Here is a 22,488-nt window from a genome sequence, read left to right on the forward strand (position 1 = left end):
ATATAATCAGTTTTTACTGTAAAATTACACTAAAATAATTTTTAGCTTACTAGGAAAGAAGAGCAACAATGAAAAGTAAATATTACCTAACACAAGCAGATGCAGAGTTTTTAATGGAAGAAGCTCAAAAATATGCAATTGAACACAACTTTAAAGTCAGTATTGCTATTGTTGATGAAACAAGTTCTCTTCTGATGATGAAACGTTTAGATGGTGCTTCACCTTTATCCTCACATTTATGTTTAGAAAAAGCAAAATGCTCTTCAATATCAGGTAGACCTTCAAAATTTTATGAAGAACTTCTACAAAGTGGACGCTTAGGTTTTTTAAGTATGCCTAGTGCTCAAGGAATGTTAGAAGGTGGAAAACCCATTATTTATGACGGACAAGTTTTAGGGGCGATTGGCGTTTCTGGTGTCCAATCTTTTGAAGATGCAGAAATTGCTCAACATGCGATTGATACATTTTTAAAAAAACAAAACAGCTAACCTGAAATGATAGAAAAGAGAAATTATTACACTTTTCATTAAAATATTTTCTCTTTTCTAAAATATTAAGTATTTTATACAAAAATATTTAATATTTACTTTTTTAATACCTTAACCTTTTATAAACATAGAGTTTTTTATAAAACTGTTCAAAAAATTTTCTATTCACTATTGAATTGAATTAAAAATAGAAGTACAACATTAAACTTATTCTTGACTAAAACATTCGGTTTTAGCGCAACCACAAGGAGGGATGGAGATGTTATCATTACATTTCAACAAACAAGTCTTCATTAACACTCTGAACAGCAAAGATTCAGTTGTTTATGGAGTAACACCGCTTGCTCTTATGCTGACTTTACTGTTTCAAGGTATGATTAAAGGAAATCTGAAACCCGAATACTTTATGTATGCGATGGTTGTTTCTTTCATATTTTGTGTGTGGGCCTTTGTCGACCATAAGATGCGAAAACTAGCTAAAAGACGTCTTAGTCAACAAAACTTGAATACTTAAAAAATGGATGAGCAATCATCCATTTTTATACATCCAAAAATAAAAAAATTGTTCCGATAACTAAAATAGCTGTAGCTAATAATTCAGTCAAAATTAATCCCACCATCATTAAAGTCATCATCCATGAAGGTAAGCTAAAACGACCTAGCTTGTGAGGACGTTTGAATTGATTTGTTGTGTCCTGTAAATAGCCATGTATGATATAAACCAGAATTGAAAAACTAAAAAATAGAATATTTGCGAACACACACCATAAAGTAATATTTTCATTTAAAACAGTAAAATAGCTTAATACAGCTAAAATTAGGCTAGCAGCTGCATATAACAAACTACTTCGATGAGCGATATCCACATAATAATGAGCACGACTTAATTCTGAACGGCGTATTTGCCAATATTTCCATACCCCAGTTAACATCCCTATCCATAAAAATATGCCACTAAACACAATTGCGAGCTGTACAGCTTTCGGTAAATCCATCTTTTTTCCAATTATTTGTTTTATTCAAATTTAATGAGCTATATAACATAAATATTGACTTTATAGTCACATTTTAACCAAGTTTCATTTCAGAACTCGTGTAAATTAAAGATATCAATAAACCAATCACTACGAAATATTATGGATAACACTTTTGAATCATTTTGGATGACCTGTAAAGATGGTTATCAACTTGCTGCACATTTTTATCCAGCTCAATCCCCAAAATCAGTAAATCCCGTGTTGATCTGTCCTGCAACAGGTATTACTAAAAACTTCTATCACTCTTTTGCTACATGGTTAAGCGAACAAGGATATGACGTATTAAGCTTTGATTTCCGTGGAATTGGAGGCTCCTTACACGGGTCTTTGAAGCAAAGTACAGCAAGTATTAATGATTGGGGAGTTCTCGATATTCCTTGCGCAATTGATACGTTATTAGAAAAAACTAAAGCAGAACAAGTTACCCTTCTGGGCCACAGTGCTGGTGGTCAGTTATTAGGAATTGTTCCTAATTTTCATAAAGTAGCAAAAGTTATTGCGGTCGCAGGTTCCACTGGCCATGTAAAAGGTCTTAAAGGTAAAACCAAGTTTTTAGCACCGGTAATGTTCAATGTCATCTTTCCAATTTCTAGTGCTTTTAAAGGTTATGGTGCTACCCAATTTATTGGAATGGGAGAAAACTTACCTAAAAAAGTCGCCCAACAGTGGCGAGAATTTTGCAGCCATCCTGGCTATGTGAAAAATGCTATAGGTAAAACAGTCCATCATGATTTTCATAGTGAAATTATCTGCCCTATTACTTCAATTTGGGCAAGTGACGATGAAATTGCAACCGAGCGTAACGTTGAAGATTTATTAAAACTTTATCCTAATGCGCCCACAAAAATGCTAGAGCTAAATCCCATGAAACTTGGGCATAAATCAATTGGGCACATGCTAATGTTTAAAAAATCACATCAAAACTTGTGGGTACTTTTAGAACAGGAAATCCAACACTAATCTATTGATCTTTTACTTTTGCCTCTATACCCGTAATCCGGTATAGAGGTTTTTTTTAATATTAATACCCACTTCTTTTATAAAGTTAGTTTATTAACCTAATAATTATCATAAGAAATCAAAATATATTAATCACCTATTCCTTTGTATTAAAAACAAGCACTTTTTACGTAAATACGTCGATATAGCTTTAAAGTTCTGCTATCGTTATTTATATGAAGCTGTTGTTTAAAAACGGTTAAACTAACCTATTTTTAATACTAACAGCTTCTTTTTTTCTGTTTAGCTAAACCAAAGAAATTGTTCAAGGATAAGTATGCTAGCACTAGAGCCTCGACATATTCATATGAATCAACATGCTGTTGATAAAAAGCATGCATTACAGTGTCTAGTAGATATATTGGTAAAAGATGGGTTAGTTACACCTGACTACATTACAGGACTCATCAATCGGGAACAACAAAGTGCCACCTATTTAGGTCAAGGCATTGCTATTCCCCACGGTACACCCCAATCTCGCGAATTTATTCTAGAAACAGGTATCCGTTTAGCTCACTTTCCAGAAGGAATTATATGGGATGGTGAAAACAGAATTTATTTAGCTGTTGTTATTGCAGCAAAATCTGATGAACATTTACAAGTTCTACAAATATTAACTCGAGCTTTAATGCATGATGTAAGTGAACAGGTAAAAAATGCTAAACAACCTGAACAAATTATTGAAATCTTACAAGCTCAACCATTATCTTTAACTTTGCATGAGAATTTAATTCAAACTGAAATTGAATCTCAAGATATTGAAGATTTATTTTGGTCTGCATCTCAGATTTTAAAAAAACACAATTTCGTAAAGTGCGGTTTTCTAAGTTCACTTGACCCTGATCAAGTTATTCAACTACAAGATCAGATCTGGTCTATTTCAAGTAGTAAGTTTGTTCAACAACCAGCGATCAGCATTGTAAAACCTCGCCATGCTTTAGAGCTAGGTGAAAAAAAATTAAATACTCTCGTGTGTATAGCTGCCAATGAGCAATTAGATAGTCAGAGATTTAATCGACTGATTGATATTCTATTTAATCCAGAGCAAATTGCGCAATTAGACCAAACACAAGCACCAAATGAAATTGCTAAAATCATTGGTGCAGATGTTATTCCAGATTGGCCTCACCGTTCGGTTGTATTAGCCAATGCCCATGGATTACATGCTCGACCAGCAACTCATTTAGTGAACTTAACTAAAAGTTTTCAAGGTGATATTCAGGTCGCAGTAGATGACGGAAATTTTGTTTCTGCTAAAAGTTTGACGCGCCTCTTGGCTTTAGGTTGTAAACGTGGCCAAACTTTACGTTTCATTGCCGAACCAGAAACAGATGCTGTTGATGCTTTAGATAAAGTTATTCAGGCCGTGCAACAAGGCTTAGGTGAAGAAGTTGAACCTATAAAATCTTCAGACATTAAAATTGAGCAATCTAGTGAAATTCCAAGCCATTCAAAACCACTTAGCTCAAATACAGGAATTGCTGCCTCAAGCGGTTTAGCTTTCGGACCTGTACATGTAATTAAGCCAAAGGTTTACCAATATGAACGTATGGGTTTAAGTGTCAAAGTAGAAAAAGAAAAACTTGATATTGCTCTTCACGCTGTTAAAAACAATATTCACCAAGTTATTGCAAAATCTGAAGTGGCTGAGATTAAGCAAATCTTCCAAGCACATTTGGAAATGCTTGACGACCCAGATCTGATTAATGGTGTTTATCAAAAGATTAACTTGAATCTTTCTGCCCCTGCTGCATGGCATGAACATATTGAGGCAGCAGCCAAAGAGCAAGCAGCTTTACCAGACCGATTACTGGCTGAGCGTGCTACAGATTTACGTGATATTGGTGATCGCGTTTTGGCTCAACTCTGCGGTGAGGTCATCATCGAAGAACCTAAAGAGCCTTATATACTAATCATGTATGACGTAGGACCAAGTGATGTAGCCCGACTTAATAAAGATCGTGTAGCAGGTATTTTGACAGCTGTAGGCGGTGCAAGCGCTCATAGTGCTATTGTTGCTCGTGCTTTAGGTATCCCTGCAATTGTTGGGGCTGGTGATCAAGTACTAGATATTGAGCAAAAAAGTTCTCTTTTAATTAATGGAGATACTGGAGCTTTTATCTTAAATCCCAATGCTCAACAAATCGAACAAGCAAAACAAGAACGAGAGCTTCAGAAAAAAATTCGTGAAGAAGCTGAACGTCACAGCCAAGAACCTGCGATTACTCTAGATCAACATCAAATCGAAATTGCTGCCAATTTAGGAAAAGTTCAAGCAACAGCCCATGCGGTTGAATATGGCGCTGAAGCAATTGGCCTACTCAGGACTGAGCTTGTTTTTATGGCGCATAGTACCGCTCCGAGTGAAGCTACCCAAGAAGCAGATTATCGTATTGTTTTAGATGCTCTAGCGGGCCGCCCTCTCGTAGTACGTACGCTAGATGTAGGTGGTGACAAACCACTTCCTTACCTTCCAATTGCTGAAGAAGAAAATCCATTTTTAGGTCTAAGAGGTATCCGTTTAACGCTAAGACAGCCTGATTTGTTGCGTCAACAACTTATTGCTTTGCTTAAAGCTGCAGATGACCGCCCTCTAAGAATCATGTTTCCAATGATTGGCCGTGTGGAAGAATGGCGTGCTGCAAAAACTATTCTTGATGAAGTTAAAGCTGTACATCCATGCGCCAACTTACAAGTTGGTATTATGGTTGAAGTTCCTTCTGCTGCGTTACTTGCACCTATCCTCGCGCAAGAAGTGGACTTTTTCAGTATCGGAACAAATGACTTAACTCAATATACTTTAGCCATTGACCGTGGTCACCCTATCCTCTCGGCTGAAGCAGATGGACTACACCCAAGTATTTTGCAATTGATTGATCAAACTGTAAAAGCTGCACATAAGTATGGCAAATGGGTAGGCATATGCGGTGAACTCGCAGCCGATCCAAAAGCTGTGCCCATTCTAATGGGCTTAGGGGTCGATGAGCTTAGTATGTCACCAAATAGTATTCCTTTGGTTAAAGCCCAAATTCGTACACTTAACTACAGTCAAGCTCAAGTGCTTGCAAAGCGTGCACTTGAATGTGATAGCGCTACTGCTGTACGTCAGTTATCCGAACAAGAAATGTAAAGATTAGGAATGGTAATGGCTAAAGTTTTAACAATTACTTTAAATCCTGCAGTTGATGTGACTATACAACTCAAAGAGTTACAGATAGGTCAAGTAAACCGCCAAGAATCTGTAGAAATACATGCGGCAGGCAAAGGTTTAAATATTGCACAAGTTTTAAAAGATTTGGGGCATGAGGTTGTTGTTTCTGGTTTTCTAGGAGTAACAAACAGACAGATTTTCGATGACCATTTTAAAGAAGCTCAATTTCAACCTGAATTTATTTATATTGAAGGTGAAACTCGCCAAAATATAAAAATTGCTGAACATTCGGGACGTATGACTGATTTGAATGGAAAAGGTTTTTTCATATCTGAACTAGATAAGAAAAACCTCTTTCAAAAAATCGAGATGATTTTGCCTCAGGTAGATGTGGTTGCTATTGCTGGAAGCCTACCACAAGGTTTTAGTGCTGATGAGTTACAACAACTTATTAAACTTATTCAAGAGCAAGGTAAAAATGTTGCACTTGATACAAGTGGTAAAGCGTTGGTTGCTGCAATTGAATGTCAACCTTGGATGATTAAACCAAATACAGATGAGTTAGTAGAAAGTTATCAGCTTCCTGCTACAACCTATGCTGAACAAAAAAAACTTTTTGCAAACTTAGCTAAAATTGAACATGTCGTTATTTCGATGGGTGAAGACGGTGTAAACTGGTTACATGACACTCACCCACTGCATGCCACAGCACCTAAAGTGATAGTTAAAAGTACAGTTGGTGCGGGTGACTCTCTTTTAGCAGGTATGATTCATGGCTTATTAAGTGGCTTCTCTGCCGAAGAAACATTAAAAATTGCTACCGCAATTGCAAGCCACGCTGTAACACAAATAGGCTTTCGTATTCCTAATGCTGAAAAGCTAAACCAATTAAAAGCCCAAACTATAATCAATTCATTGAGTGAATCTGATGCCAACTGCTAAACGTTTATTATTTGTTATTAATAGTCCGCAACAGCAAGTCAATGCTTTGATTTTAGCTCGTAAGCTTGCACAAGTCGCGTCTCAACAGGGTTATCAAAACAGCATTATTTCGCTTGATGAATTCGAGGTGAATGAAAGCTTTGACCAAGTTATCGTTGTTGGACAACGCCCGAAAAATCTTAATATTTTTGGTACACACCTTTTATCTTTCGTTAACATTGAAGAGATCAAAAGTGATACTGATTCAGCTCTTCAAACTGCTTTAGATCATTTTAAATCTGCTCAAGACTGGCAAAATGATAATAGCCTATCAGCAACTACAGCTAAAAAATTTGTTGCGATCACTGCGTGTCCTACGGGTGTCGCGCATACTTTTATGGCAGCCGAAGCTTTACAGCAAGGCGCAGAAAAGCTCGGTTATGAGATTGAAGTAGAAACTCAAGGTTCCGTTGGCGCAAAAAATATCTTATCACCTCAAGCTATTGCTGATGCGGACATCGTCATTCTTGCGACTGACATTGAAGTTAATACAGACCGTTTTGTAGGTAAACGTGTTTATAGATGTAGTACAGGTTTTGCTCTAAAGCAAACAGATAAAGCTTTTGCTGAGGCAATCAGTAATGCGCAAGTTTTAGAACAAGGTAAGCAACAAACATCTGCAGAAAACAAAGATAAAACCGAAAAAGTTGGCGTATATAAACATCTCTTAACAGGTGTCTCTTATATGTTACCTATGGTGGTGGCGGGAGGTCTTTTAATTGCTCTGTCTTTATGCTTTGGCCTTAATGCAGCTGAACAAGCAGGCAGCTTACCGGCTATATTAAAACAAATTGGTGCCGCTGCATTTATGCTTATGGTTCCAATGTTATCTGGTTATATCGCCTACTCGATTGCTGATCGTCCTGGCCTCGCACCTGGTTTAATTGGCGGCTTACTTGCTTCTCAGTTACAAGCAGGTTTTTTAGGAGGTATTGTCTCAGGTTTTCTTGCAGGCTATATCGCACTATTTATCGCTAAAAAACTTAAACTTCCAACTAGTTTAGAAGCACTTAAACCCATTCTAATTATTCCGTTATTAGGCACATTATTTGTTGGTCTAATTATGTTTTATGTGGTTGGACAGCCAGTAGCACATATTTTTGAGCTAATGAAAGATTTCTTAAATAACATGGGTACAACAAATGCCGTGTTAATGGGAATTATATTAGCAAGCATGATGTGTATTGATTTAGGTGGACCAATCAATAAAGCAGCCTACGCTTTTACTGTTGGACTGCTGACAACAAACACGTATATGCCTATGGCAGCTACAATGGCTGGCGGCATGGTTCCTGCTATTGGTATGGCTATTGCGACTTTCATTGCTAAAAATAAATTTAGTACAGGAGAGAAAGATGCCGGAAAAGCTGCTTTCGTATTAGGTTTATGTTTTATTTCAGAAGGTGCTATTCCCTTTGCGGCTAAAGACCCAATGCGTGTTATTCCAACTTGCATTTTAGGTGGCGCTGTAACTGGAGCACTTGTTGCATTATTCCATTGCGAATTAGTTACTCCTCACGGCGGTGTATTTGTTCTTTTAATTCCTAATGCGATTAATCATGCTTGGCTATATCTTGCTGCAATTGCTGCTGGTAGTATCGTTACAGGGATAAGCTATGCCATTGTTAAGAAAAAAATAGAAGAAAAAATTGTGACCACTGCATAATTAAAAAAGGGAGAATATAAATTCTCCCTTTTTACACTTCATATGTTTCATCAAAGAAAACTTGAAGTTGAGAGTTTTCAATAATGAGTACTTAAAACCTGTAATTAACGCATTGTCTAAAAAGCTGATCAGTTATTATGGACTAGACTTTGCACGTAAACGTAAAGCTTGTTCATTCTGGCCTTTGGTAGCTCAGCAAAATACAAAGAAACGTATTCCTTTCCTATTTGAAATGTTTAAAGTTCCATACAAACAACAAGAAGAATTTTTAAAACTTATTGTTGGGATATTACCTAACTTTAGTAAAGGTGCACACGATGCCAGTGGTAATGGTGGTTATTTAGCTGAAGCAATGCAGGTCAAATATGGTGAGCAAATTGAAGCTGTCATGCTGACTGAAGCATGGTATCGAGAGAACATACCGCATTTTAAATCATCGTTAGAAGATGGTGATATTGAGAATATGCCAGCGGATCAAGACGTGATAGAAGATCACCGGGCATTTGTATTGGTTAATGGTGTTGCCCGTATTCCTGCGATGGGGAAAACCAACTCAAATAATAAAGACCGACATGGTGATAGTGCTATTGCTCACTTGCTAGCTGACTTTGCAAGTAATCACCCTTCAGCACCAATTGAGTTCACTTCCCTTCCAGCTAGAGATGAAATTGAAGAGAACCCAGATGATTTTGAAGATTGGTTTAGTGAGGTTGGGTGCATTTAATCAATTTTAGAATGATCTACATCCATCGCATAACTAGTTGTATTATTTTCAAGATTTAAAACAATTGGGTAAGATTTTAAATATTTTGAACCCAGACTTGTTTTATATATAATATCTAATCTTAAGTTTAAGACTGATTTGTTTATAGAGTCGAGCTGCTCTTTACTTATTACTAAATATTCACTCGCTTCTTCATTTGTATCCATTAAAATATATGAATTAACAAATCTATCTACATCTCCTGAAATACTTATAATAATTGTAGAAATTTTCTGACCAGAATTTTTAATTTTTATATCTAACGCTTGCCCCATAGTATTGGGAACCATCACAGCTCGTTTTAATTTTTCATCATATTTAAACTCTGGTGAAGGTGATGCATTAACTACTAAATCAAATATAGGCTGGGCCGCATGTTCTCTTTCTATACGTTCTGCTTCTTGGAGAGCGATTAATCTATTTTGCTGTTTAAGTTGTTCCGAGAGATGATCGTTACTTTTTCTTAATGCTTCACCTTGCTGTAAGTATCCTAAATATAAAAATAAGAAAGCAAGTGGTGCAAAAACACCAGCTAAAAAATCTCCTAGTTCATTAGAATTAAGAAGACGATTTTCGCCCGGTGCATGAAAAGCCTTATATGTATAAAAACCAATAATACAGCCATATAAGCCTAATACTATTAGTATTCCCCAAAATGTCCACTTTTTATAAAAAGGCTTTGAAACTGTTGTTAAAACTTGTTCTTGCATAAAGCTAATTCTTTCCAAAAAAATTACTTAATTTTTTAACTTTAGGTTCATATTACTATATTAAATATCCTCAAAAACAATAACATCATAGTCTACACTTAATAAATTACCCGAACATTCACAACATATTTTAGAAACTAACTCTTTTCCTAATTTGTCATAATATTTAAGTATCAAGTACGTACTTATGTTTGGGAAATCTTCTGTCTTAAGTTGATAAGTTTCTGACTCACTTAAACTAAAAATAATTTCAACTTGTTGACCTGTCTTTATTTCATAAATTTTATTAAGAATATTCCCACTAGTTTTGAACATAACTGTTAAATCTTTAAGATCTCCACCTATATTTTCCATAGTGAATGTTACGTCTGCATAAGTATATTCATCAATATAATAGTCTTCGGTATCCTCATGCATCGGTATTCGTATTGTTTTTATCTCTAATGATTTCCCTTTAAATTTTAAGCGAGGTTCAATTGAAAAGTGTTTTGAGAAATTATCTTGTAACTGTATTTCAATTAATCGGCGCTGCTCAAAGACGGCATTTTTTAATTCCTCTGCCTGTATTTGCAAAGCTTCTGTATTTAACTTCAACTCCTGTCCCTGTTGTATATAACCATAAATAAGCCACATAAAACCCAGTGGAGATAGTATTCCAGCTATAAAGTCTCCTTTCTCATTTAACTTTAAATTCGCAAATTCAGGCAGCGCATACATGTTATAAAGTATAAATATCAGACAAATTGAACTGACTGTTAACAAGAACAATATAACTATATTTTCTTTAAAGGAGTTGATTAAATCCTTCATGGAAGCTCTTCCTTTTTATTATCAAGCCTTAAATAAGAATAATTAAAAACCCGGGGTGACTAGACTTGCTGGAACAAGAATAGCCCCTCTCGACAATTAGCCTGTCAAAAGCAAAGCCCCGTTGCCATGTACATAGCAACGTTAGGTTAACAAAATTTCTAACGCTTTGAATTAGGTGATTGTATGAAAACTAGCCCGATTGTTCCGTGGCTTGGCGGTAAACGTCGACTTGTGTCGCAACTTATTAAAAAAATACCAGAACATCAATGTTATATAGAACTTTTCGCGGGTGGTGCAGCGCTATTTTTTATGCGTGCAGAAGGTTCAAAAGTTGAAGTGATCAATGATATTAATGGTGATCTCGTCAATTTATTTATATCGTGTTGTTCAAAATCATTTAGAAGAGTTTATCCGGCAATTTAAATGGACCCTTGTTAGTCGACAAATGTTTGAGTGGCTAAAAAATACGATTAGCACTAACAGATATACCTAACCATACAACTACAAACTGCTCAGCGATAACATTGCTTTCAGTTAGTCTCAATACTCAAATGTACATGCTATGTGTAAGGTTCATTAGGTGAGTGTACTCATCTATAGTTATCAATATTCTTCTTATTTATTATGCAGAAAAATCAAAAACTAGGCACATCCAAAGATGGCAATTAAACACTGACTAAAATAAAAACTCTTAAAAATATAATTTATAGACAAAAAAGCTAAAAATATATAATTAACCATTCCACCAGCTATTTAATTTTACATATAATAATCAATAAGTTAATAAATAAATCAAATTTATTTCACTAAATAATAGATGTTTCATGTTAAATGTATGGTAAATTTCACGAACCATAAAACAAATTAAACAACTGATATTTATAAATATTTATTATTTAAATGTCTTGATTTTTCGTAGTTATGACTTTAGAGACAAAAACTTTCTCGTTCAATGCCACGTTCAAATCATAATTTTTTTTCTACGATGCCCTTGCAAGCAATATCGTTCAATTAACGATCAAGCAAGCTTAGATGCAATCTTACATATCCACTCAAAGAGTTTTAGGTACAGCCCTGTTAAGCAGTTTTTACCTTTAATAATCTTTGATTATAGCTGAAGAGTATTTAAAGTTCGCAAAGTTATAGGAACGCTTTATAAAGTTAAGGACAATTAAACCATGTCATTGTTAAATGAAGCTATATAACTTTTGCTCATCAAGTAAAGTCCTGCTATAACTTGCTTGATGAAACTATATTTTTCAACTATTAAAGATAGTTCACCAGGAATGCGATCCACCAAGGTATGGGGAAAAGTCAATGACAAAGAAGTATGCGCGTTTTTTACCTACAACAGAATCTTTTACTCTTGAAGATTTTCCATATTATTGGATTACTCAAGTACATGCTCAATATGTACAAAACATTGATAATGCTTTAAAAAAATATGGTTTAGATAACTCACGTCGACGCATCATGTTGGCTTTAAGCAGCAAGCCCCATGCGAGTGTTTCTGAACTTTCAGATATGATTATTTCAAAAATGTCGACTACCACAAAAATCGTTTATCGTTTGAAAGATGAAGGTTTGGTTGAAACTTACTCTTGCCAAACTGATGGTCGTATTACTCGCGTAGTACTTACAGAAAAAGGGACCGAAATGATCAACAAGATCAATGATCTAACAAGTGTAGTACTTGAGCAGTCTTTTGAAGGTATTACTCCCTTACAGCTAGAAAAAATGATGGAAAGTTTAAAATTACTTTTAAAGAACCTTTCTCGCTAAGATGAAATAAGAATCTATTTATACCCAATAGTTAAAGCTCTCATTACGAGAGCTTAACTATTTTAATGTCTCTACTTTGATATTAAGAGAAATAGCATCCCACATAAAACAATCAATTAACCTTCCATCTGTTGACTTGAGCTCTTAACTCCAGTAGAAATTCTCTTTCAATAACTGAATAGCAAATTTCGGAAAATGGCTAAAAGAAAATACAAAAGTGACAAATTTCAGGTACGTCGTATTAACCGTAGCTGGTGGGTACTTGAAAAAGACCTTGAATCAAACTGCTATTTAAAACATGAGCAAGTGGCAACAAAAACCTTAGCAAACAACTATGCTGATGATTATATCGAACAGTACTATATGAATCTGTACATACAACAACAGTTGAACAAGCCAGAAACTGTATAAAAAGCCATTTTGGCTTTTTTTATTTTTATAATTAAAATCTATAAAAATTATGCATAAAAAAAACCTACATCTTGGGGAAAATGTAGGCTATAAAATGCACAAAAAGGAAATATATATCCTTTTTGACAAAAAGAATTTTACGATAATACAAGCTATTATTTTATATTACTTTTGTAAACTTAATAGCGATTATTGTATTTAATTAACCTCTTTTGAGAGCTTCTTTGTTTATATTATGAATAAAATTTGATTTATCAAATTCTTTATTTTTTTATCTTTACTCCTTCTACTTTCTTAGTTTTATTTTTAATATGACAAATATATATGCATAATTATAAGCTGCTGTTTTAATAAGTTTTTTACAAAAATAAGCATAAATATTTTTTTAAAGAAAGATAAATAAAAATTAATAAATAACAAAAACATAAATTAAATCTTTAGTATATATTAGTTTTAATAACTCAATTTTAGTTCAAAAAAAATACACATAAAATTTATTATTTGCTGTTTTGCTTACTACAGAAAGATTACAATAATGGCTAATAAATAGATTAATCAACACAATCTTTCTAGGCATGTTATGACTTCAATGTCGAACAACACCCAAAAGCATTTTATTGTTGAGCAAATTCCACTCCCAACTTGGGTGAGTGATGAAAATGGCTTGATATTATATTGCAATATAGAGTGTACAGAATATTGGTTGGATACTTTTTCTCCATTGCCAGCGCAATGGCTAGATTTTATTTATCCTACCGATTTAGATGAAGTCAAAAACAGATGGCTCGAAGCAATTCGCCTGCAAAAAAGAATCGAATTAAAATGTCGACTTTTACGAGCTGGAAATCAATATAGATGGTGCAAACTATCGATTCAAGCATCTAAGTATCGCAGCTCCTCACAAACTAGCGAATGGTATGTTAGCTTTTTAGATATAGATCATGATATTCAAGAACAACAAAACTTGCAAAAGAACATTGAGATACAAAATCAGATGTTAGATATCAGTGTAGATTGCATTAAAGTTTTAAATGTAGACGGCACACTTTCTCACATGAACAAATCAGGGTGCCTCGCTTTAGGTGTACCTGTTGATGAAACAGAATTTGGAATGAAATGGCTCGAACTATTACCACCGCACATTCGTAAACGCGGTCGAGTCGCTTTGAAAAAAGCTCTTCAAGGTAAAGTTGCTAGATTTGCAGGAATGAGCTGTTTGCCAGATCAGGATCCTGAGTATTGGGATAATATGCTTACCCCGATTCATCGGGAAAATGGTGAAATTGGACAAATCCTTTGTGTCTCACGTAATGTTACTCAACAACATTTGGCAGAAAACCAGCTTAGGAATATGAGTGAGAGAGATGAACTGACCGGATTATATAATCGGCGTTCATTTAAATTTCAACTTAAGCGTACTCTTTCATATTCAAAAGATACTCAAACAAGTGTAGGGTTACTTTTAATTGACCTCGACCACTTTAAACATATTAATGATACTTTAGGGCATAGCGCGGGCGATCATCTATTAAAAGTTCTCTCCAAACGCTTTAGTCATTGTGTAGATGATGAAAAGTGCTTTGTCGCGCGGTTAGGCGGAGACGAGTTTGCGGTTATTATTAATAATCTCAATTCTGAAAATGATGTCCGAGAGTTAGCAGCCATTTTACTTCAACAGTTAAATCAGCCGATTACCTATTTAGGAAATGTCTTAAATGGTGGGATGAGCATTGGCTGCGCAATTTACCCGCAAGATGCCGTAGACCAGTCAGGTTTGCTCAGTTGTGCCGATATGGCATTGCATGATTTAAAAGCGCGTGGTCGTGGTGGTATTCGCATGTATGATCCATGCATGATGCAAATGACCGAAACAGTCGCTTCTCAGCTTAATTTAGCTCGTCAGCTGATTCGCCATCATACCATCCAACCCTATTATCAACCTAAAGTAGACCTAAATACCCATCGTGTAGTGGGATTTGAAGCTTTATTAAGATGGCATACAACCTCAGCTCAAAGAGGCTACCCTGCACAAATTGCGGAAGCTTTTAAAGATTATAATTTAGCGAGTAAGATCGGTGAAACGATGCAACATCAAGTTTTACATGATATCGCCAAATGGATAACTCTTGGTATTACCCCTCTTCCTGTTTCACTAAATGCTGCACCAGTTGAGTTCTTAAGAGATAATTATGCTGAGAGACTTTTGAAAAAGATTAATCAATTTCAAATACCAACGCATTATATTGAAGTGGAAGTCACTGAGCACATGCTAGGCGACCGAGGCTCGGAATATGTGATCCGTGCACTTAATAAATTAAAACAGCATGGGGTACGTATTGCACTTGACGACTTTGGGACTGGTTTCTCATCGCTAACCCATATTCGCGATTACCCAATTGACAGTTTAAAAGTAGATTGTAGCTTTATCCAAAAGATGCAACATGACCCATCAATCTATGCAATTGTCCAAGCAATTGGTTTACTCGCTCCAAATTTATCACTTGGGCTTATCGCCGAAGGAATTGAAACTCCTGAACAAGAAGAACTACTTCGACAATTTGGTTACAGCATAGGCCAAGGGTTCTTGTTTGAATCTGCTATAGATGCTGCTCAGGTTATTTCCATACTTAAACAAAATCAGCCTTACTTAGAAAGTCATTACAATCTTTGAAAATAAGATGTTTAATAAACCTTTTAGTTTTTATTCATACTAAAAATAAACAATAATTTTAAAAAAACTGTTCATAATATAAGCATAAAGATAATAATTTCGGTGTTCCCGCACCATACATTGTCACAAGACAATAAGGAGCAATATATGAGTTATCACCATATCTTGGTTCCAGTCGATGGTTCTCCTACTTCACTTATTGCCGTTAATCATGCAACAGCAATTGCTAAGGCCTTTGGCAGTAAAGTGACTCTAGTATATGCACTTACCATAGATCCTTTCATTTCTGTAGAATTCATTGATAGTACAGAATTAGCACAGGATTATTTTAATAAAGCTAGAGCATCGATTCAGAGCATTTTAGACCAAGCTAAAGAACAATTTAGCCAACATGGAATTTCTGTTGAAACAAAAATTGTTGAGGGTCAAACAATCCACACAGAAATTATTAAAGCAGCTAATGAGCTAAAAGCAGATTTATTAGTGATTGGCTCACATGGGCGAAAAGGGTTTAAAAAGTTCTTCTTAGGAAGTGTGACTCAAGCCCTTTTAGGAGAAATTCATTTACCGGTATTAGTCGTAACTGAATAGTTTCTAAAGCTAAAAAACCGATCTTTAATAGATCGGTTTTTTAATGGCCTGTATTACTTAGCCTTATATGTAAACTTAATGAGAGATCCTGGATTTTCTAATGTATTTGTTACTGAGCCATCATCTTTTTGAACATTTCCGGCAGTGTCAGTTAATACATATAAGACATTCCCATCTGGACTTGCAATCACATCACGATAACGGTTGTTGCTCTTAAACATCGGTACAGCGTCATCATAAGTAGTGCTATAAGTTGGATCTAACTTAATACGGAAAATAACACCGCGTTTTAAAGATGGAACCAATAATGTATTTTCCCAACCAGTAATTGCTTTTTTACCGCCCTTATAGACATAGGCAGATGACGGCGCAACTGTTGGCCAACAAATATAGGTCATCTCTCCACAAGTTGGATCGTTATAGTTGTAGGTATCTTGAACGGTATATAAAGTTTTTAATGGTGGGACAAAGTTTTTACCAGTCCATTCAGATTCTTTCGTTACAGGAACCCCTGCGGCTACTTTTACTCCATTTTGAGCTAAATCCTTAATTGACTTATTGGCTGCTGCTGAATAATTTGCATAAGCATAGCCACTATCATCTTTATAACCTGCTACATTTGGCCAACCATAATTGCCACCTTTGACAATGAGGTTAATTTCATCGTCAGAGTTTGGGCCTTGTTCAGACTGCAACAATTTACCATTTGGAGTGAATGCTAAGCCCTGCGGATTACGATGTCCAAGTGTATAAATATGGCTAACCACCCCGTTAAAACTTGGATTATCCTTTGGAATACTTCCATCAAGATTTAAGCGTAGTACTTTACCCATATAGGTGTGATAGTCTTTGCCATTCAGTTCTTGTTGAGTTGGCGTATGTTGTGCTTGATTTGGCAAGAATAAATAAGCAAGCTGGTTACGCCCTTGGTCACCAATCGTATAATAAATCTTTTGATCTGGACCAATGACGAGACGACCAGACTGATGGTCTTTCGATGACGGTAATCCTGCCAATAAATCTACTGGCTTCTCGAGCGTATCTGTTGATTTATTATAGGTATAACGACGAATAATAGTTTGATTAGGCAATTCTTTATCTGTAGATTTCGGATTTTTAAATGTACCTGAAATGTAGATATAAGGAATATTTTTAAAATCAGGATGGAAAGCAAAGCCTAACAAACCATTTTGTCCATCAGCATCATTTACAATCTCAGGCACCTGAAAAACTGTTTTTACACTACCCGACTCTGGATTCACTCTTAAAATCTTACCTGTTGCGCGCTCTGTTAACCAAATTTGATTATCTGGTCCCCATAACAAAGCATGCGGCTTATTTAAATTAGACAGAATAACTTTTTTGTCAAAGTTTTCTGTTTTTGCTTTAGCGAATTGAGATGGAGTAAGAGGAACATCAGCAAATGCTGAGAGTGTAACTAGCTGAGCGGCGCCTAATAAAGCAATTTTTGCCAGTAAATGTTTATTCATGTGTCCACCTTATAAATTGTCAAAATTTTCCGAGAATTTTTAAACCTCTAATAAAGGGTTTGTAAGAGTTCTCTATATGATTTGTATTATGATGAATAACGAACCTATTAAAATCTAAATTTCTGAAAGGCTCTGTTGCATAAAAGTAGCTATTAAAACTGAATAAACTCTCTTTAAGATGAGCAACTTAACTATACGATTTATCTATTCTATTCATTATATATCTGAACTTTTTTGAAATGCCCATGAGTTAAATAAATATTTATTAACGAAGTAATTGATAGTTAAAAATTAATACTCAAAGAGACAATTCTAATTATAAAAATATACATCACTAAAGACTAAAAGTTAGAAGCTGTAATTGAGAGCTATTTCTACAACGAAGGTGCCTTATGTGTGCAAACTTTAAACCTATTAAGAAAACACATGCCAATCAATTAGAGTTATTTGAACCTACTTTTGAATATAAGATGGATATTTTCCCAAGTGATGATTGCCCACTGATTTTATCGAATGAAAATGAGCTTGAGTGGAGAAAAGCTAAATTTGGAATGCTTCCCCCTTATGCCAAAGAAATTGCTTTCAAATATGCAACTTATAATGCCAGAACAGAGACAGTACAACAAAAGCGCTCTTTTAAACATGCTTGGTTAAATGACCAATTTGCGCTTATTCCTGTTGAAGCCATTTATGAACCTAAATATATCAATGGAAAAGCACATTGGTATGGTATTTTCCGTCAAGATGGGCAACCTTTTACCCTTGCTGCAATCTATGAAGAAACACTTATAGATGAACAGAAAGTTAGGTCAATGTCGCTATTAACAATCAATGCTGATCATCACCCTTTTATGAAACAATTTCATAAACCGGATGATGAAAAACGCTCAGTTATTGTAATACCAGACGATCTTAGAAATGATTGGCTCAACTGCACTCATTCTGAAGCCAAAGATTTTTTCTTAGATATGCCTGCGAATGAATTTGCCTCAATGCCAAAAGCTGAAATGAAAAATTATGATTAAATCGGTTTAGTCGACTTAGGTTAGTCAGCCTTAAAAACTTATGCTATTCTTCGGGCACTTTTAAATGCCTCAAACTCTCTATACCTATGACACTTACGCCACCTTAAGTTTATTTACCCTTATCTATTGTAAATAACTCATTACTGTTTAGTGATGTGGTGTAGTCGCTTGTGTTGGTATATCACATCACTAGCCTTTTCAAAATTTAGAACTTAGGCTATTTCTCATGTTATCGAATGTCCGAGAACAATGGTTCTCTAATGTCCGCGCAGATATTCTTTCCGGTCTTGTTGTGGGTCTTGCTTTAATTCCAGAAGCAATTGCATTTTCAATTATTGCGGGTGTAGACCCCAAAGTCGGTTTATATGCCTCTTTTTGTATTGCCGTTATTATTTCTTTCGTAGGCGGTCGTCCCGCTATGATTTCGGCGGCTACAGGCGCAATGGCTTTGGTTATGACAACGCTTGTAAAGGATCATGGTCTTCAATACTTATTTGCAGCAACAGTATTAACTGGCGTTATACAGATTTTGGCAGGATATTTCAAACTCGCTAAACTCATGCGTTTTGTTTCTAAATCGGTGGTTATTGGATTCGTTAATGCCCTCGCCATACTCATCTTTATGGCCCAATTACCGGAATTAATAAGCGTTACATGGTATGTCTACTTATTAGTAGCAATAGGTTTAGGAATTATTTACCTTTTCCCCTATATTCCAAAAATTGGAAAGTTCTTTCCCTCGCCCCTTATTTGTATTGTAGTAGTCACATTACTCGCTATTTTTTTAGGATTTGACGTTCGAACGGTTGGTGATATGGGTTCATTACCAGATACGTTACCTATATTTCTAATTCCGAATATTCCTTTAAATTTAGAAACCCTCCTTATTATTCTTCCATATTCTTTAGCCCTTGCCGCGGTTGGCTTACTTGAATCAATGATGACTGCAACAATCGTTGATGAAATGACAGATACATCTAGTGATAAATTTCAAGAATGTAAAGGTCAAGGTATCGCAAATATTGCTTCAGGTTTTATGGGCGGCATGGCTGGTTGTGCCATGATTGGTCAATCAATGATTAATGTAAAATCTGGTGGTCGTACACGTTTATCCACTTTTTGTGCAGGTATATTCTTACTTATTCTCGTTGTATTTTTAAGTGACTGGTTAAAGGTTATTCCCATGGCCGCTCTGGTTGCCGTCATGATTATGGTATCAATTAGTACTTTTGAGTGGAGTTCACTGACTCAATTTAAAAATAATCCTAAAAGTAGTAATGTCGTTATGATCGCAACCGTTATTGTAGTAGTTGCTACCCATAACTTAGCGTTAGGTGTATTAACTGGGGTATTACTTTCAGCACTTTTCTTAGCAAATAAACTAGAAAACGATATTCGTATTGAAACTTCATTCGAGGGTCAAGCTCGTCTATATGAATTAAAAGGTCAAATATTTTTCAGTTCATCTGAAAAATTTATGCAAGGTTTTAACTTTAAAGAAGATGTTAAAGAAGTCATTATTGATCTCACCCATTCTCATATTTGGGATGTGACCTCAGTTGCCATGTTAGATTCTGTTGTGAATAAATTTCAAAAGAACGGTATTCAGGTAACGGTTCGCGGTTTAAATGAAGCCAGCTCAATCATGATTGATAAATACGGTACTCATGCAAAAATCTAAAAAAGGTCCTTCGGGACCTTTTCTAATTTAAATAACTGCTTTTACTGCGCAGATTTATATAGCAACCGATTTGGGCTACCTGAAGGATTTTTTACAACATTACTACTTGCTTGATTTAAAAGATTGGTCGAGATTGTCTGAGGTGTTGCAGTGGGCGTACTTTGCAACATTTCAGCCACCACACCAGCCACATGTGGAGTAGCCATTGAAGTTCCATTTAAAACTTTAGTTGCTGTATTACTCCCAATCCAAGAAGAGTTTATCTGGCTTCCGGGCGCAAAAATATCAACACAACTTCCATAATTCGAATAACTCGCTCGAGTATCTGTACTATCTGTAGCAGCAACAGTAATTGCCTTACTTACTCTGGCAGGAGAAGAACTACATGCATCTGTATTCGAGTTTCCTGCAGCCACAACCATTACATAACCATTATTAAATAAGTTTTCTACTGCACTATCTAAAGATGTGTTTGCTTCACCACCTAAAGACATATTCACTACAGCTGGCTTTTTACCATTTTTCAATATCCAATCTAGCCCCGCAATCACATTACTCGAAGCACCAGATCCATCACATCCTAAAATTCGTATTGGTACTAAACTTACGTTCTTAGCAACCCCATAGGTACTACCACCAACTGTTCCTGCCACATGTGTACCATGACCATGACAGTCACTTGTACCATTTCCATCAGATATCGCGGTATAGCCACTTAATACCCGTCCAGAGAACTGTTGATGTGTAGACAATATTCCTGTATCAACAATATAAGCGGTTGTGCCTGAACCTGTTTGTAAGTACGAATAGGCTGAATCTAGAGGTAAGTTTCTTTGGTCAATACGATCTAGTCCCCAATCTGGGTTACTTTGCGTAGTCGCATCGACTTTCATGATTGTGTCATTTTCTACTGAAACGACTTTCGGATTTTTTTTCATTGCTTCAACAAAAGCAGTACCGGCAACATCGGGTAAATAAATTGCAAATCCTTTAAGTACAACATCATAGGTCTGTAATACCTTCCCACCATGTTGTTTAGCAATACCTTGTGCAAACTCGTTAGAAGAACCCACATCCTTATTAAGAATAACAATATATTGATTTTTAATAATTCCTTTTGCTTCAGATGAGCCTAATACAGAATTTGTTGTAGCAGGTGCAGCATAGGTTAAATGACTCAGCGCTATTGCTAAAAGAAAAGTCGAAACTTGGCAAAACTTCATAGAAAATCTCCATATTTTTTACTTTAGACATCATTGTTATGATCAGTACAGTCTTTATATTTAGGGATTAACATCTTTAGAAAGGAATTTTTATTATATTCTCCATATATTATAACCACGTCATGTTTTCATAAAACTTGGACCTATACAATGCTATTATCTTTTTTCATTTAAAATTGAGAACCAATTCAAATAAACCAATACATCAAACATTTTAGAATAAATAATTATCTTACTTTATTTATAATTTAGTTTAGGTAGGATGTATAATGTAAAAATATATAATCATTAAAAATAATATAAATGTAGAAATAATGAGATATGTTCCAGTTGTATTAAAGCTTTTTAAAAATTTCCAGATATCCATAAATAAAAATATAAAACAGTAAGTTATGAAAATTCTTGCAAATTATAATATAGCCTTCAACTAAAAGAGATTTACAATTTTTTAAACTATATGTGTTCAGTATCAAATATGTAAATATATATTGCAAAAATATATGATAATTAAGGAAATGTGCAGTCCTTTAAATGGCCATAATTAATAAATACCAAAATCAATTATATTCTATAGTTTTTTTAATTTTAGTTCTGGCAGCTCAACCTTACAACCAGCTAAATGATGCCTACAATTAACGCTATATTCGATAAAGCCATCTTTAATAAAGTAATTACAATATTCATTTATACTTATGATGGGATCAAATGTCGGTTTTTCCAAGTTACCATTAAAAAACCATTGGTTGCCGTTAGAGAAAGGATAATGTACAGGAATATAATGAAGATATCCGCAAGCAGGACACATATGTTTATACATGCCTCCTTCAAAATACTGTACTTTCATTAACACTCCTTTAAAAATAAAAAAGCCAACTCATAAGAGCCGACTAAACCATTTATTTACAGATACTATATATTATTAAATTATGTGATATAGCCTTCTCTCTTTTATTTTTCTGTTTTTAATTTATCTAACCTATATGACAAATTCATGAAGTTCCGAGTGTAA

At 35.0% G+C, this 22,488-nt stretch carries 18 protein-coding genes and 2 pseudogenes; 14 read left to right on the forward strand and 6 right to left on the reverse strand.

Features of this window, described 5'->3' with window-relative positions:
• The first annotated feature begins 68 nt into the window (after positions 1–68).
• Positions 69–488 carry a heme-binding protein gene (locus RMA94_RS15135; RefSeq protein WP_005073943.1) on the forward strand — a complete coding sequence of 140 codons (420 nt, stop codon included), beginning with the start codon at positions 69–71 and terminating at the stop codon, positions 486–488.
• A 259-nt stretch (positions 489–747) separates the two neighbouring features.
• Positions 748–1,002, forward strand: a complete 255-nt coding sequence (locus tag RMA94_RS15140) for a hypothetical protein (protein WP_005073940.1) — start codon at positions 748–750, stop codon at positions 1,000–1,002.
• Positions 1,003–1,027: 25 nt separating this feature from the next.
• Here the strand turns inward: RMA94_RS15140 and RMA94_RS15145 are convergent, their stop codons facing one another.
• On the reverse strand, positions 1,028–1,483 hold the full coding sequence (locus RMA94_RS15145; protein ID WP_019767691.1) for a hypothetical protein: 456 nt from the start codon (positions 1,481–1,483) through the stop codon (positions 1,028–1,030).
• Between the two features lie 141 nt (positions 1,484–1,624).
• Here RMA94_RS15145 and RMA94_RS15150 point away from each other — a divergent pair, with 141 nt between their 5' ends.
• The 5 genes and pseudogenes from RMA94_RS15150 to RMA94_RS15170 all read left to right on the forward strand — a co-directional run.
• Entirely contained in the window at positions 1,625–2,485 is an 861-nt protein-coding gene (locus RMA94_RS15150; protein WP_311083681.1) for an alpha/beta fold hydrolase, read from the forward strand.
• 316 nt (positions 2,486–2,801) lie between these two features.
• The gene (gene ptsP / locus RMA94_RS15155) at positions 2,802–5,654 is read left to right on the forward strand and encodes a phosphoenolpyruvate--protein phosphotransferase (protein WP_311083682.1); all 2,853 of its coding nucleotides are present in this window, start codon (positions 2,802–2,804) and stop codon (positions 5,652–5,654) included.
• Between the two features lie 15 nt (positions 5,655–5,669).
• Positions 5,670–6,617 carry a 1-phosphofructokinase gene (gene pfkB / locus RMA94_RS15160; RefSeq protein ID WP_311083683.1) on the forward strand — a complete coding sequence of 316 codons (948 nt, stop codon included), beginning with the start codon at positions 5,670–5,672 and terminating at the stop codon, positions 6,615–6,617.
• A complete protein-coding gene (locus RMA94_RS15165) occupies positions 6,604–8,322 on the forward strand; it encodes a fructose-specific PTS transporter subunit EIIC (RefSeq protein ID WP_311083684.1) in 1,719 nt (572 codons plus the stop codon). The genes pfkB and RMA94_RS15165 overlap by 14 nt, the downstream gene beginning before the upstream one ends.
• A gap of 76 nt (positions 8,323–8,398) precedes the next feature.
• A pseudogene (locus RMA94_RS15170) lies at positions 8,399–9,046 on the forward strand (hypothetical protein); the annotation flags it as partial.
• Here RMA94_RS15170 and RMA94_RS15175 read toward each other — a convergent pair.
• Both RMA94_RS15175 and RMA94_RS15180 read right to left on the reverse strand, forming a co-directional pair.
• Positions 9,043–9,795, reverse strand: coding sequence for a hypothetical protein (locus RMA94_RS15175; RefSeq protein ID WP_311083685.1), 753 nt, complete (start codon positions 9,793–9,795; stop codon positions 9,043–9,045). The pseudogene RMA94_RS15170 and the gene RMA94_RS15175 overlap by 4 nt on opposite strands.
• A 60-nt stretch (positions 9,796–9,855) precedes the next feature.
• Positions 9,856–10,605: a hypothetical protein gene (locus tag RMA94_RS15180; RefSeq protein ID WP_311083686.1), complete on the reverse strand. Its 750-nt coding sequence runs from the start codon at positions 10,603–10,605 to the stop codon at positions 9,856–9,858.
• Between the two features lie 183 nt (positions 10,606–10,788).
• On the opposite strand from RMA94_RS15180, the pseudogene RMA94_RS15185 reads away from it, so the two are divergent.
• The 5 genes and pseudogenes from RMA94_RS15185 to RMA94_RS15205 all read left to right on the forward strand — a co-directional run.
• Positions 10,789–11,068, forward strand: a pseudogene (locus RMA94_RS15185) (DNA adenine methylase); the annotation flags it as partial.
• A gap of 854 nt (positions 11,069–11,922) precedes the next feature.
• Positions 11,923–12,387 (forward strand): MarR family winged helix-turn-helix transcriptional regulator, encoded by a 465-nt coding sequence (locus tag RMA94_RS15190; protein WP_002121027.1) that lies wholly within the window; start codon positions 11,923–11,925, stop codon positions 12,385–12,387.
• A 195-nt stretch (positions 12,388–12,582) separates the two neighbouring features.
• Complete coding sequence (locus RMA94_RS15195) at positions 12,583–12,798, forward strand: hypothetical protein (RefSeq protein WP_002120955.1); 216 nt, start codon at positions 12,583–12,585, stop codon at positions 12,796–12,798.
• Positions 12,799–13,378: 580 nt separating this feature from the next.
• Positions 13,379–15,469, forward strand: coding sequence for an EAL domain-containing protein (locus tag RMA94_RS15200; protein ID WP_311083687.1), 2,091 nt, complete (start codon positions 13,379–13,381; stop codon positions 15,467–15,469).
• Between the two features lie 147 nt (positions 15,470–15,616).
• The gene (locus tag RMA94_RS15205; protein ID WP_002120966.1) at positions 15,617–16,060 is read left to right on the forward strand and encodes a universal stress protein; all 444 of its coding nucleotides are present in this window, start codon (positions 15,617–15,619) and stop codon (positions 16,058–16,060) included.
• Between the two features lie 53 nt (positions 16,061–16,113).
• On the opposite strand, the gene RMA94_RS15210 is transcribed toward RMA94_RS15205, so the two are convergent.
• Positions 16,114–17,550 (reverse strand): glucose/sorbosone family PQQ-dependent dehydrogenase, encoded by a 1,437-nt coding sequence (locus RMA94_RS15210; RefSeq protein ID WP_064784803.1) that lies wholly within the window; start codon positions 17,548–17,550, stop codon positions 16,114–16,116.
• Between the two features lie 392 nt (positions 17,551–17,942).
• Here RMA94_RS15210 and RMA94_RS15215 point away from each other — a divergent pair, with 392 nt between their 5' ends.
• Complete coding sequence (locus RMA94_RS15215) at positions 17,943–18,575, forward strand: SOS response-associated peptidase family protein (RefSeq protein WP_311083688.1); 633 nt, start codon at positions 17,943–17,945, stop codon at positions 18,573–18,575.
• Positions 18,576–18,801: 226 nt separating this feature from the next.
• Complete coding sequence (locus tag RMA94_RS15220; protein WP_311083689.1) at positions 18,802–20,256, forward strand: SulP family inorganic anion transporter; 1,455 nt, start codon at positions 18,802–18,804, stop codon at positions 20,254–20,256.
• A gap of 41 nt (positions 20,257–20,297) precedes the next feature.
• On the opposite strand, the gene RMA94_RS15225 is transcribed toward RMA94_RS15220, so the two are convergent.
• Positions 20,298–21,479: a S8 family peptidase gene (locus RMA94_RS15225; protein WP_311083690.1), complete on the reverse strand. Its 1,182-nt coding sequence runs from the start codon at positions 21,477–21,479 to the stop codon at positions 20,298–20,300.
• Between the two features lie 568 nt (positions 21,480–22,047).
• Positions 22,048–22,323, reverse strand: coding sequence for a DUF6527 family protein (locus RMA94_RS15230; RefSeq protein ID WP_078224162.1), 276 nt, complete (start codon positions 22,321–22,323; stop codon positions 22,048–22,050).
• Positions 22,324–22,488 lie beyond the last annotated feature (165 nt).

The sequence above is a fragment of the Acinetobacter sp. V115_6 genome (assembly GCF_031799025.1).
GTDB classification, from domain to species: Bacteria; Pseudomonadota; Gammaproteobacteria; order Pseudomonadales; family Moraxellaceae; genus Acinetobacter; species Acinetobacter pittii.

Bases quoted from the DNA above. Each gene is read 5' to 3' on its own strand.
- RMA94_RS15165 (WP_311083684.1), top strand. From the start codon at position 6,604: ATGCCAACTGCTAAACGTTTATTATTTGTTATTAATAGTCCGCAACAG.
- RMA94_RS15195 (WP_002120955.1), top strand. From the start codon at position 12,583: ATGGCTAAAAGAAAATACAAAAGTGACAAATTTCAGGTACGTCGTATT.
- RMA94_RS15145 (WP_019767691.1), bottom strand. From the start codon at position 1,483: ATGGATTTACCGAAAGCTGTACAGCTCGCAATTGTGTTTAGTGGCATA.
- RMA94_RS15140 (WP_005073940.1), top strand. From the start codon at position 748: ATGTTATCATTACATTTCAACAAACAAGTCTTCATTAACACTCTGAAC.
- RMA94_RS15230 (WP_078224162.1), bottom strand. From the start codon at position 22,323: ATGAAAGTACAGTATTTTGAAGGAGGCATGTATAAACATATGTGTCCT.
- RMA94_RS15190 (WP_002121027.1), top strand. From the start codon at position 11,923: ATGACAAAGAAGTATGCGCGTTTTTTACCTACAACAGAATCTTTTACT.
- RMA94_RS15200 (WP_311083687.1), top strand. From the start codon at position 13,379: ATGACTTCAATGTCGAACAACACCCAAAAGCATTTTATTGTTGAGCAA.
- RMA94_RS15175 (WP_311083685.1), bottom strand. From the start codon at position 9,795: ATGCAAGAACAAGTTTTAACAACAGTTTCAAAGCCTTTTTATAAAAAG.
- pfkB (WP_311083683.1), top strand. From the start codon at position 5,670: ATGGCTAAAGTTTTAACAATTACTTTAAATCCTGCAGTTGATGTGACT.
- RMA94_RS15205 (WP_002120966.1), top strand. From the start codon at position 15,617: ATGAGTTATCACCATATCTTGGTTCCAGTCGATGGTTCTCCTACTTCA.
- RMA94_RS15220 (WP_311083689.1), top strand. From the start codon at position 18,802: ATGTTATCGAATGTCCGAGAACAATGGTTCTCTAATGTCCGCGCAGAT.
- RMA94_RS15225 (WP_311083690.1), bottom strand. From the start codon at position 21,479: ATGAAGTTTTGCCAAGTTTCGACTTTTCTTTTAGCAATAGCGCTGAGT.
- RMA94_RS15180 (WP_311083686.1), bottom strand. From the start codon at position 10,605: ATGAAGGATTTAATCAACTCCTTTAAAGAAAATATAGTTATATTGTTC.
- RMA94_RS15210 (WP_064784803.1), bottom strand. From the start codon at position 17,550: ATGAATAAACATTTACTGGCAAAAATTGCTTTATTAGGCGCCGCTCAG.
- RMA94_RS15135 (WP_005073943.1), top strand. From the start codon at position 69: ATGAAAAGTAAATATTACCTAACACAAGCAGATGCAGAGTTTTTAATG.
- RMA94_RS15150 (WP_311083681.1), top strand. From the start codon at position 1,625: ATGGATAACACTTTTGAATCATTTTGGATGACCTGTAAAGATGGTTAT.
- ptsP (WP_311083682.1), top strand. From the start codon at position 2,802: ATGCTAGCACTAGAGCCTCGACATATTCATATGAATCAACATGCTGTT.
- RMA94_RS15215 (WP_311083688.1), top strand. From the start codon at position 17,943: ATGTGTGCAAACTTTAAACCTATTAAGAAAACACATGCCAATCAATTA.